8 protein-coding genes are annotated in these 12,169 nt (G+C 66.1%); 4 read left to right on the forward strand and 4 right to left on the reverse strand.

Annotation, left to right across the window (positions count from 1 at the left end; genetic code table 11):
• The first annotated feature begins 247 nt into the window (after window positions 1-247).
• Window positions 248-2,641, forward strand: a complete 2,394-nt coding sequence (locus B215_RS0103000) for a TonB-dependent receptor (protein WP_019368150.1) — start codon at window positions 248-250, stop codon at window positions 2,639-2,641.
• A gap of 28 nt (window positions 2,642-2,669) precedes the next feature.
• Here B215_RS0103000 and B215_RS0103005 read toward each other — a convergent pair whose 3' ends face one another.
• From B215_RS0103005 to B215_RS0103015, 3 genes are all read right to left on the reverse strand, one after another.
• Window positions 2,670-4,013, reverse strand: coding sequence for a HAMP domain-containing sensor histidine kinase (locus B215_RS0103005; protein WP_019368151.1), 1,344 nt, complete (start codon window positions 4,011-4,013; stop codon window positions 2,670-2,672).
• Window positions 4,014-4,016: 3 nt separating this feature from the next.
• Window positions 4,017-4,742, reverse strand: coding sequence for a response regulator transcription factor (locus tag B215_RS0103010; RefSeq protein ID WP_019368152.1), 726 nt, complete (start codon window positions 4,740-4,742; stop codon window positions 4,017-4,019).
• Between the two features lie 110 nt (window positions 4,743-4,852).
• Entirely contained in the window at window positions 4,853-7,798 is a 2,946-nt protein-coding gene (locus tag B215_RS0103015) for a TonB-dependent receptor domain-containing protein (protein ID WP_236704409.1), read from the reverse strand.
• A 228-nt stretch (window positions 7,799-8,026) separates the two neighbouring features.
• On the opposite strand from B215_RS0103015, the gene B215_RS0103020 reads away from it, so the two are divergent.
• The 3 genes from B215_RS0103020 to B215_RS0103030 are packed head-to-tail and all read left to right on the forward strand — an operon-like array spanning window position 8,027 to window position 11,391.
• Complete coding sequence (locus tag B215_RS0103020) at window positions 8,027-8,950, forward strand: dihydrodipicolinate synthase family protein (RefSeq protein ID WP_026008884.1); 924 nt, start codon at window positions 8,027-8,029, stop codon at window positions 8,948-8,950.
• A gap of 8 nt (window positions 8,951-8,958) precedes the next feature.
• Window positions 8,959-9,957: a 4-hydroxyproline epimerase gene (locus B215_RS0103025; RefSeq protein WP_019368155.1), complete on the forward strand. Its 999-nt coding sequence runs from the start codon at window positions 8,959-8,961 to the stop codon at window positions 9,955-9,957.
• Window positions 9,958-9,984: 27 nt separating this feature from the next.
• Complete coding sequence (locus B215_RS0103030) at window positions 9,985-11,391, forward strand: amino acid permease (protein WP_019368156.1); 1,407 nt, start codon at window positions 9,985-9,987, stop codon at window positions 11,389-11,391.
• A gap of 3 nt (window positions 11,392-11,394) precedes the next feature.
• Here B215_RS0103030 and B215_RS0103035 read toward each other — a convergent pair whose 3' ends face one another.
• Window positions 11,395-12,039: a GntR family transcriptional regulator gene (locus B215_RS0103035; RefSeq protein WP_026008885.1), complete on the reverse strand. Its 645-nt coding sequence runs from the start codon at window positions 12,037-12,039 to the stop codon at window positions 11,395-11,397.
• Window positions 12,040-12,169 lie beyond the last annotated feature (130 nt).

The following is a 12,169-nucleotide window of genomic DNA, read 5'->3' on the forward strand; positions in this document are numbered from 1 at the left end:
CTTGGGAATCCCTCACCGATTCAGTGCGGTCAAAATCCGCTCTATTCTTCGTCTTGAGTCAGGTATAGACTGGCGGATTTTACTTAGTGCGCGACACGTAAATCTCGCTTTCTATTGAAATTACTATAAGATGATGCGTAGATGAAGCGGTGATTGCTTGCGGATTGCAGTGATTGTCACAGTATCGACTATAAAGCTACATAGAGCGGCGCCCGTCCGGGAATGATCCCGGCAAGGGGAACCTATCATGTCGAACATCAACCGCATTCGCGCCGCCCTGCTGCTGGGCGCTGCTTTTGCGAGCCCGGCGCTGGCGCATGGCCAGACGGTCGCGGCGACGGTCACCGGGGGCAGCAGCGATGCTGCCGCAGACGACAAGGGCCTTACCGATATCGTGGTCACTGCGACCAAGCGTGAGACGAACCTGCAGCGGACGCCGATCGCCATTTCCGTCGTCGACACGACGATGCTGAAGGACCGGCATATCCAGAGCCTCATCGATCTGGCGGATGGGGGAGTGCCGTCGCTGCGCGTGGCGACATTCGAGGCGCGCCAGTCGGCGCTGACCGTCGGCATTCGCGGCATCGTGCCGTTCGATGCGAACCAGACCGCGCGCGACCAGGGCGTGGGCGTGTATGTCGACGGCGTGTATCTGGGCCGGCAGCAGGGGCTGAACGCCGCGCTGCTCGACGTCGACCGCATCGAAGTGCTGCGCGGGCCGCAGGGCACGCTGTTCGGTCGCAACACCGAAGGCGGCGCGCTGAGCGTCGTCACCAAGGCGCCGACCGGCGTGTTCGACGGTCGCGCTCAGGCCGGCTTCGGCAATTACGGCAGCTATAATGGCGAGATCCACCTGGACCTGCCGGCGGTGGCGAACGTCGCCGTCAAGCTGGACGGGCTGATCCAGCACCAGGATCCGACGGTGAAGAACCCGCTGGACGGCCAGGCCGGCTGGAACCAGTTCCACCGCGTGGGCGGGCGGGCCACTGCGCAGTGGAAGCCGGTGGACGGTTTCACCGCGACCTTTTCGTACGACAAGGCGCGCGACGAGAACACGCCCAACTACAGCCAACTCGTCAACTACAACCCGCTCAAGCTGCCGATCGGCAGCTATAGCGGCAGCACATTGGTGTGCCCGAGCGGCGCCGCCAAGTGCATCGCGCCGCTATCGCCGCTGGTGAAGGTGAGTGGAGGCGATCGGATGAAGGTGGCCGATATCGGCGTGCCGCAGCAGCCGAGCGTCGACGATACCCATGGCTTCACCGCCAATCTGCACTACGATGTCGCGCCGAACATCGAGCTGCGTTCGATCACCGCGTGGCGCGGTGTGGAAACTGCGCAGTGGGACAATTCCGGCGGCGCGCACCGCACCGTGTTCGTACCCAACGGCAAGTTCAGCCGCTACAGCCTGTCCAACCTTCGCCAGCGCCAGTTCAGCCAGGAGCTCCAGCTGGTCGGACACAGCGACCAGATCGATTATGTCGCCGGGCTCTATTACTTCAACGAGCATGCCACCGAATTTGCGGCAACGCCCTCGAGCAATCTGTGGAACGCGGACGGCACCGGCTATACCATCCTCAGCGCAAGCGTGCCGGGGGCGATCACTTCGGCCAATCAGGGTTGGGATAGCGAGAGCTGGTTCGTTCAGCGCGCCAGCCGCGCCAAGGCCTTTAGCTATGCCGCCTATGCCCAGGCGACCTACACGCCGGAAGCGCTGGCGCTGCTGCACCTGACCATCGGCGGGCGGGTGACCAAGGACAAGCGCAGCGGCCTGCTCTACACGGTGCAGGGCAAGTCGACGGCGTTCACCTTCGACTATGACAAGACCCGCTTCGACCCCATGGTGACGCTGGCGGTGGATGTGGCGCCCTCCGCACAGCTCTACGCCAGATATGCCACGGGCTTCCGCGCGGGGGGGGCCAACAGCCGGTCGCAGACATTCAGCGCGTTCGGGCCGGAAGCGGTGAAATCCTACGAAGTCGGCGCGAAGATGGACCTGCTCGATCGCCATGTCCGGTTGAACCTGGCGGGCTATATGATGGATCGCACCGGCACCCAGACCGATTTCGACAATGTCGATACCAACCCCGCCAGCCCGACCTTCAACCTGCATACCGAGGAAACCCGCAATGCGCCGGGCACGTCCAGGATCCGCGGGCTGGAGGCCGATCTGACGGTGCGGCCGGTGGAGCATCTGACCTTCGGGGCGGCCTATGCCTATACCTATACCAAGGTACCGCCGACGGCGAACCCGTTCCTGAACAACGCGCTCTTCCAGGTCTATACGGTGTTCACGCCGCGCAACGCCGCGTCCGCCTATGGCGATTACGAAGTGCCGGTGAGCGGCAACGGCATGGCGCTGCGGATGCACCTGGATGCCAGTTATGCCTCCAGCCAGTACGGTTTCCAGGCGGAGCCGGTGAAGACGGATGCCAGCTTCGTGGTGAACGGCCGTATCGCCCTGGCCGACGTGCCGCTGAACGATCGCGGGCAGAAGGTCGCCTTCTCGGTCTGGGCGCGGAACCTGCTCGACACGACGTACATCTATCGCCGCTCGGCCGCGAATGCGGCGGTCCTGGGCGACTATGCCAACTACAACCCGCCGCGCACTTTTGGCGGAGATGTAAGCATGAAGTTCTGACCGGGCGGCGATGCCGTCCGCCCCTTCTTCATCCGGGAGCGGCGGGCAGGCGAACGTGCACCGCCAGCCCCGGCGCCGCATCGCCCAGCACCAGGCTGCCGCCATGGAGCTGGGCGATGGCGGCGGCGAGCGGCAGGCCGAGGCCATGGCCGGGGGTGGTGCGACTCCCCTCCAGCCGGCCGAAGCGGCGAAGGGCGCGCGCCCGCGCCTCGGCGGGGATACCCGGCCCGTCGTCGCACACGCTGAGCTGCACCGCGCCCGCTGCCATGGCCAGCGTCACGCGGATCGTGGTGCCGGGCGGCGTGTGCGTCACGGCGTTTTCGATCAGGTTGACGAAGAGCTGTGCCAGAAGGCGAGCGTCGCCTTCAACCGCGACCGCCACTGGCGCCGGCGGGGCGACCAGGATGCGGCCGCCATCCTCGACGAGCAGCGACAGCCCCTCGGCCGTGTCCGCGACCAATGCGGCGAGATCGAGCCTGGCAAAGCCTGCGCGTCGGGCGCCGCCTTCGATCTCGGCGATACGCAGCATGGCGGCGAACAGCGCCAGGATCTCCTCGCTCTCGGCGACGGCGGCGATGATTTCGGGCTGCACCGGCGCAGCCTGGGGTGCGTGGGCGAGCGCGGCCAGCCGACCGTGCAAGCGCGCCAGCGGCGTGCGCAGATCATGCGCGATGTCGTTCGAAACGCTGCGCATCTCCGACATAAGCTCCGCGATCCGATCGAGCATGCGGTTATAGGTAGCCGCCAGCCCGCCAAAGGCGCTGTCGGCGCGGTCCACCGGCATGCGCGCGCGCAGATTGCCGTCGATAATTGCTTCCGCGGTGCCGCGCAGCGCGGCGATGTTGGTGCGGATTGATACGGACAGCGCGAAGATGCCGGCGAGGACGATCAGCACGACGCTGCCGAAGCCGGCCGCGAGAATCAGCAGGCGCTTGCGATCGTGCCGGTCGATCGGCTCGCTTTCGGCGACCAGCGTGAGCGTGCCGCCGTCCGCCAGCGCGGTCCGCAGCGCCCGGCCGCGGGTGAGGCCGGCAATCGCCGCCTCGCTCCCGACGGTCGACAGCCCGGGGGGCAGCGGCTGGGCGGGGGCGATGTTGCCGGCGATCGGCGTGCCGCGCGCATCGCGGAGCAGGAAGCCGATGTCGCCGCTGTCGCGATCGCGCTGCGCGCGGGCGATCCGCCGCGCGATCTCCGCCGGTGCGGGCTGCCCGGCGAGCAGTTCGCGCGCCTCGGTTTCGATGCGAAGGTCCACTTGGCGGTCGACCGCATCGACCAGGGCAAGATAGACGGCGACGCCGGTCGCCGCCGTGCTCCCCGAGAGCAGCACGGCGAAGGCGGCGGCGATCCCGCGCAGCGAGCGAAGCCGCCGCACCGGTCAGGCGCGAAACATATAGCCGACGCCGCGCACCGTGACGATCGGATCCGGCAATCCGGGCATGTCGAGCCGCTGGCGCAGCTTGAGGATATGCACGTCCACCACATTTGCCGTCGGCACGAAATCATAGCCCCAGACTCGTTCGAGCAGCATCGGCCGGGTGAGCACATTGCCCGCTTCGCGCACCAGTTCGGCAAGCAGCCGCAGCTCCGTCTTTTGCAGCGGGATCACCTTGCCGGCGCGGGTGACGCGGTGGCGGAGTACGCTGACGGTGACGTCCCCGGCAGCGATCGTGGCATTGTCCGTCGCGGGAGCGGCGCGGCGGCGAAGCACAGCGCGGATGCGGGCGTGGAGTTCGTCAATCTCGAACGGCTTCACGATGTAATCGTCGGCCCCGGCCTCCAGCCCCTCAACGCGTTCGGCGGTCATGCCCAGCGCAGTGAGGAGGATCACCGGCGTCTCGACGCCTTTGCCGCGCATCCGCTGCAGCACGTCGATGCCGTCGATCACCGGCAGCATGCGATCGAGCAGGACGACGTCGAAGCGCGCATCGGCGAGTGCCGCGATAGCGGCGCGACCGTCGCCGACCGCATCGACGTGGTAGCCGAGCGCGGCAAGCTGATGGACCAGCAGTGCCGAAAGCTGGGCATCGTCCTCCACGACCAGGGCGCGCAGCGTGGTGGACGCCGACTCGGCGGCGGGTGAAACATCGGCAGGGGTACGCATGGCGAAAACATCCTTACGGCGGATGGCTTCCCCTTTACGCAGGTCTCGCCCAGCCGTCGACGGCCCCGTCGCGCTGCTGCGGGACAGGGCCGGGACGGCGTGCGCGACGCTCAGAAGCTGAGCGTCGCGCCGAAGAAAACCGTACGACCCATCGGATCGTACACGCCCGGATAGGTATTGCCGTTGCCGAAGCTGGCGAGCACGCCGGAGGCGATCGCTGGCGGTGCCTTGTCCGTCAGGTTGTTGATGCCGGCGCGGAACTGCAGCTGCCTGGCCACCGACACCGTGGTAGCGAGATCGAAATAGTCATAGGTCGGGATGGTGGCGTTGATCACGCTGGGCGTGCCGGCGAGGAATGGATTGCTGGAGAGGCTGGAGAGGCGCGTGCTGGCGAAATGGCGCCAGGCGAGCGACAGCGTCGCCTTTTCGCCCGGCACGATCCAGGTCAGGCGAGCGAAGTGCCGCCATTCTGGGTTGGGCTGCCCGCAGCTATAGCCATAATAGCCCTTGCAATCATAGGTGCCGAGATTGGGCAGCGGTTCCACCGTCTGCTGTTCCTGCCAGGTGCCGACGATGCTGGCGTCCAGCTTGCCCAGCGCGCCGATCCGCGTGGCATAGCTGGCTGCGATGTCGATGCCCGAGGTGAGCAGATAGCCGGTGTTGAGCGTGCTGCCGACGACATAGCCGTTGGAGCCGAACAGTGCGCCGGTGCGCGGATCGCGCCGGAACAGTCCGCAATAATAGGGATCGCCGGTGGTGGTGCACTGGCTGACCACCAGCGACGGTCCGATCGAGCCGATATAGCCGTTCACCTTGATGTGGTAATAATCCAGCGACAGCGACAGGCCCGGCACCTGCTTCGGCGTCAATACCACGCCGAAGGTATAGGTGTCGCCCACTTCGGGCTTCAGCGCCGGATTGCCGCCATAGGATTGCGAGCAGGTATCGGCCGGGCACTGGATGATGTTGCCATATTGCGCATCGGTGACGCCGGTAAGCTTGCAGGTGGCCAGCGACGCGGTGGGCGCGGCGCCGGCGCAGGGATCGTTCAGCGCTACGTTGCCGATGCCGCGCGCGCCGAACAGTTCGCTGATATTGGGTGCGCGGATCGCGCGGTTGTAGCTGGCGCGGAAGCGGGCCCCCGCGACCGGCGACCAGGCGAGTTCCGCCTTGTACGTCCACGCCTTGTACGACGATTTGGTGGACGTCGACGGCTGCTGGTTGGTGTAGGACGAATAGCGCAGGCCGCCATTGACGGTGAGTTCGTGGAGGAACGGCACGTCGGCGACGAGCGGCAACTCGAGTTCGCCATAGGCTTCGTTGACGCTGATCACGCCATCGGCATTGGCGGCACCGCCCTGTGCGGCGACCGCATCGACCGTGTAGTTCAGCGTTTCGCGGCGATGCTCGACACCGAGCGCGATGCCGGCGCCGCGCGTCGCCCATGGGCTGTGGATGCCGAACGCGGTGCCGAGATCGCCGCTGACCGTGCCGGAGACGACTTCGAGCGTGTTGCGCGACGCGGTGTTGGACGGGCTGAACAGATATTCCGCCTGGGCGGCGGTGATGCCGTTGGCCTTGAAGATGTCGATCGGCACGCAGGCAGGATCGGTACCGTCGACCTTCGAGCGGCAGGTGGGGGTGCCGCCCACCGACACCACGTCCAGGGCGCGCTGCGCTTTCACATTGTCGACATTGTTGAGATAGGTTTCGTCGAAGCGCGACAGCGCGTAGAGATAGCTCACGTCATAGTTGAAGCCGCGACCGATATCGCCCTTCACACCGGCATTGTAGCGATAATCCTGGTGCCGCAGATCGTCGCGGCGGGAATAGGTGCCGTCCAGCCGATAGCCGATCAGCGTATCCGCGGTGGCGCTGGTACCGGCGGCGGTGCCGCACAATGCGGTCGCCTGCGCGCTGCTCATCAGCGGGTTGTTGCACGGAATGGTGAAGGTGGTGCCGAGGAACAGCGCCGACGGTGCGACCTGCGAGAAGGTGTGATCCTTCATCCACATGAAGCTTCCATAGACGGTTGCGACCGGCGCGATCTCGAACGAGCCGATGCCGCCGCCAGTATAGCGCTCGTCGGAGCGCTGGATGTAGTTGGTCGGGGAATAGTTATAGGCGTAGCTCGCGTCGTAGGGCACCCAGCTCTTCGATCCGTCGCGCGCATTGGTGAGATAGCCCAGGCCGGCGCTGGGGCCGGTCAGCGGCGCGAAGGTGCCGAACGTGGTGTTGCTCGATCCGCCGCAGACCAGGTCCGTCTCGCTCGCGGCATTGAGCGCGCAAGAGGAATAGTCGCGGCTCGATTGCTGCACCGGATCGGTGTGGCGATAGCCGCCATAGACCATGATCTTCGCTCGGCCATCGGCAAAGGTCTTGCCGAACGCGCCGTTCACATCCTGCTTCGCGCCATCGATCACATTGCGCGGGGCGAGTTGATAGCCCTTGGCCGATACCAGCCCGCGGACATAAGCATTGTCGTTGTTATGCTGGGCGAAGCTGGTTTGCGCGTCGAGCCGAAAACCGTCGAGATGATCGCGCAGCACGAAGTTGACCACGCCGGACATCGCGTCCGAACCGTAAACCGCGGAAGCGCCGCCGGTAACCACGTCTACCCGCTCTAGCAGCGCGACCGGCACGAAGTTGATGTCGGTGGCCTGGGACGAGAGAATGCGGTGGCCGTTGATCAGCGTGAGCACGCGATTGGAGCCAAGGTTGCGCAGGTTGATCTGCGCCGATCCGTCCGATCCGTTCGAAACATTCTCGTTGGCGTCGGGCGTGAATTGCGGAAGCCGGGCGAGCAGAGTTTCGGCGTTCACCACGCCCTGGTAGCGGATCTCGGCATCGCTGACGCTGGTGAGCGGGCTGTTGCTGGCGAGATCCGGCCGAGCGATGCGGGTGCCCGTCACCAGGATTTCTCCGGCCCCTTCTCCGCTGTCGGTCTGTGTGGTGCCAGGATCTGAAACCTGCTGCGCCTGCGCATTGCTCGCCAGCATCGCGACCGCGAGGGCACCTGCCGCTACTGATGCCCGAATTGAAATATAATTACGCACGGCTCCCACTCCCCATAGCCTGAGTCGCGCAAATGCAACATGATTTGCAGCAATCAGTCAAATATTTTATACGATATTCATAATTTCCATTTCATACGGGCGAATTGCTCGCGCCGGCAGAGCGCTGGAAAGACGGGAGGAAATAGCGGTATGAGAGTGATGACACCGCTTGCGCTGCGGGTGGATACCGTATACGAAAACGTCAACCCAATGGAGGATGAAGTTTCGATGCATGCACGCAAGCCGCTCTGGGCCGGTGTCTACCCCGCAGCGACGACGCAGTTCGCCGAAGACCTTTCGGTCGACCTCGCTGCCACCCAGAAGACCCAGACCGCGCTGGTCGACGACGGCGTCGACGGGCTGATCCTGCTGGGCACCTGCGGCGAGAACAACTCGCTGGAAGCCGATGAGAAGAGGCTGGTGCTGCAGGCCGGTGTCGAGGCGGTAGGCGGGCGCGTGCCGCTGGTGGCGGGCGTTTCCGAGTTCACCACCGCCCGGGCGATCCAATATGTCCGCGATGCCGAAAAGATCGGCGTCGATGCGCTGATGCTGCTTCCAGCCATGGTCTATGTGCCGACCGCCGAGGAACTGGAGGCGCATTTCCGCGCCGTCGCGGCGGCAACCTCGCTGCCGATCATGCTCTACAACAATCCGCCGGCCTATCGCGTATCGATCGGCACCGAGACGCTGGACCGCCTGATCGACGTCAAGAACATCGTGGCGGTGAAGGAAAGCGCGCCCGATCCGCGGCGCTTCACCGATCTCTTCAACCGCTATGGCGATCGCTACACGCTGATGGCGGGCCTGGACGATGTGGCGCTGGAAGGGCTGTTCCTGGGCGCATCGGGCTGGGTTTCGGGCCTGACCAGCGCGTTCCCGGAAGAATCGGTGCGGCTGGTCGCGGCGTTTAACGAAGGCCGGTTCGACGAGGCGCGCGCCATCTATCGCTGGTTCATGCCGCTGCTCCACCTGGATGCCGAGCATGACCTGGTGCAATCGATCAAGCTCGCCGAGCAGATCATGGGCCGGGGCAGCGAGCGCGTCCGCATGCCGCGCCTGCCGCTGTCGGGCGAGCGTCGTGCGCAGGTGATCGCCTGGGTAGAGGAAGCGGCGGCGACTCGGCCGAGCCGGCGCGCGGCCAAAGCGGCCTGATAGCACGCATGCGCCACACTTTCTTCTGCATCGACGGCCACACTGCGGGCAACCCGGTGCGGCTGGTCGCGGGCGGTGCACCGCTGCTGCGCGGCGGCGACATGCTGGCGCGGCGCGCGGACTTTCTCGAGCGGTTCGACTGGATCCGCACCGGCCTCTGCTTCGAGCCGCGCGGGCATGACATGATGTCGGGCGGGTTCCTCTACCCGCCCACCCGCGAGGATGCGGATTGCGGCATCCTGTTCATCGAGACCTCGGGCTGCCTGCCGATGTGCGGGCACGGCACGATCGGGATGGTGACCTTCGGGCTCGAACACGGCCTGATCACCCCGCGCACGCCGGGGCAGCTCCGCATCGAAGTACCGGCGGGGGGGATCGACATCGCTTATGGTGCGGAGGGTGATCGGGTGCGCTGGGTGCGCATCCGCAACGTCCCCGCCTATGTCGCCGCGCGCGGCATCGAGGTGGAGGTGCCGGGCTTCGGCCCGCTCCGCATCGACGTCTCCTATGGCGGCAATTATTACGCGATCATCGAGCCGCAGGGGCCCTATACCGGCCTCGACGATCTCGGCGCCTCGCGCATCGTCGAGCTCAGCCGCACGATCCGCGAGCTCGTCCGCGACAAGGTGGAGCCGGTGCACCCGCTCGACGACCGCATCCGCGGCGTGAGCCATGTCCTGTGGGCCGACAAGCCCAAGGGGGAGGGGGCCGATGGCCGCAACGCCGTGTTCTATGGCGAACGCGCGATCGACCGAAGCCCGTGCGGCACCGGCACCTCGGCGCGACTGGCGCATCTGGTGCACCAGGGCCGGCTCAAGGTCGGCGATCGCTTCGTCCACGAAAGCTATATCGGCAGCCGGTTCGTCGGCCGGGTCGAGGACGCGGTGATGGTGGGCGACAGGCCCGGCATCGTGCCTTCGATCGAGGGATCAGCGATCGCGACCGGCTTCAACACCATCTGGATCGATCGCGAAGACCCGTTCTGGGCCGGCTTCTCAGTCGTCTGATCCAATCGAATCTTTGGGGGAGCGTGCATGGGGTTTTGGGGACCGATCAAGCCGATCGAACGCAGCACGGGCCATAGCGAGCATCGGCTGCGCCCCACGCTTTCCTGGCCGCATCTGATTGCGCTGGGAGTCGGCGCGATCGTCGGCACCGGCATCTATACGTTGACCGGCGTGGGTGCCGAGCGGGCAGGGCCCGCGGTGATCCTCGCCTTCGTGATCGCCGGCGCGGTGTGCGCCTGCGCCGCGCTCGCCTATGCCGAGCTTGCGACGATGATTCCGGCGGCGGGCAGCGCCTATACCTATAGCTATTCGGTGCTGGGCGAGACGATCGCCTGGGTGGTCGGCTGGAGCCTGATCCTCGAATATTCGCTGGCATGCTCTGCCGTGGCGGTGGGCTGGTCCGGCTATCTGGTCGGCTGGCTGCAATCGGCGGGCATCCACCTGCCGGCGATGCTGCTGCAAGGGCCGCATGGCGGAGGCATCGTCAACCTGCCGGCGGTGCTCGTCTCCTTCGCGATCGCCGGCATGCTGATGGCGGGCACGCGCGAGAGCGCGACGCTCAACATCGTGCTGGTCGTCATCAAGCTGGTGGCGCTTGCGGTGTTCGTGGCGCTGGCGCTGCCCGGCTTCGACGCCGCCAATTTCCACCCCTTCATGCCTTATGGTTTCGCGTCCCATGCGGAGGGGAGCGCGACGCGCGGCGTGATGGCGGCCGCGGCGATCGTGTTCTTCGCCTTTTACGGCTTCGACGCGGTTGCGACCTCGGCCGAGGAAGCCAAGAGACCGGGCCGCGACCTGACGATCGGCATCGTCGGATCGATGGCCTTGTGCACCACCATCTACATCCTCGTTGCCGTCGCCGCGGTTGGCGCGATGTCGTACACCGCGCTCGGCAACTCGCCCGAGCCGCTGGCGCTGGTGCTGCGCACGCTGGGCCACCCCTTCGCCGCCTGGGCGATCGCCGCCGCGGCGCTGGTCGCGCTGCCGTCGGTAATCTTGGTGATGATGTACGGCCAGAGCCGCATCTTCTTCGTGATGGCGCGCGACGGGCTGCTGCCGCGCCGCCTTGCCAAGGTCTCGCCGCGCACCGGTGCGCCGGTGCTGGTGACCGGCATCACCGGCCTGTTCGTCGCCGCCGTCGCCGGGTTCCTCCGCCTCGACGAGATCGCCGAGCTGGCCAATGCCGGCACGCTGATCGCCTTCATCGCGGTGGGGGTGTGCATGATGCTGCTGCGCCGGCGCGCGCCGGATGCGCCGCGCATCTTCCGCTGCCCGCAACCCTATCTGGTCGGCACGCTCGCGGTGCTGGGCTGCCTGTACCTGCTGTTTTCGCTGCCGGAGACGACGCTGGTGCGCTTCCTGCTGTGGAATGTCGCGGGCCTTGCGGTCTACCTCGCTTATGGTCGCGCCCGCAGCGTGCTGGCGCGCGGCTGAAGATCAGCCGAGCAGCTGGCGGCGCAGATCGGTGAGGGTGCCTTCGATATGCGCGCGTGCCAGCGCACTGGCGCGATCGGCATCGCCGCGTTCCCAGGCGTCGATCAGATCGGCATGTTCCAGATGCGCTCGATCCTCACGCCCCGCCGGTTCGAGATGCTTGTGGACATAACGTTCGGCCAGGATCTGCAGCCGCTCGACCAGCTGGGTGGTCAGCAGCCGCCCGCCGGGGCGGACCAGCGCCATGTGGAATTCGCGGTTGCGCGCGGCGACTTCGTCCAGATGCTCGGCTGCGGCGAGATCGAGCGCAGCGAGCGCCTCGCGCGCGGCAGCGCGATCGGTATCATTCGCCGCCCGGGCTCCTGCGGCAACGGCATCGGGTTCGATCGCCAGGCGGAGCGCGTAAATCTCCTCCGCTTCCGAAGACGACATGGCGCGGACGAAATAGCCGCGGTTGGCCTGGCCGACGAGCAGCCCTTCCTGCTCGAGCCTGGCCAAGGCCTCGCGCAGCGGGATCTTGCTGACCCCCAGCGAATTGGCCAGCGCATCCTGGCGGATCGCCTGCTCGACCGGCAATTTGCCCGAAACGATCTGTTCGCGGACGATCGCGAAAATCTGCTCCGACAGGGTTCGGACGACGATACTCATGGCGTAAAGATTCTCCGAGAGGGCCATCGCTTGTGCCAACCGCGTCCCCTTTCGGCAACCGTTAGCGGTACCATCCTTGTCTAGCAGGCGAAGGGTGCAAATACGGTATACTTCGGACGGGGGATCGGCA

This window comes from Sphingomonas sp. ATCC 31555 (assembly GCF_000282895.1).
Classification (GTDB): Bacteria; Pseudomonadota; Alphaproteobacteria; order Sphingomonadales; family Sphingomonadaceae; genus Sphingomonas.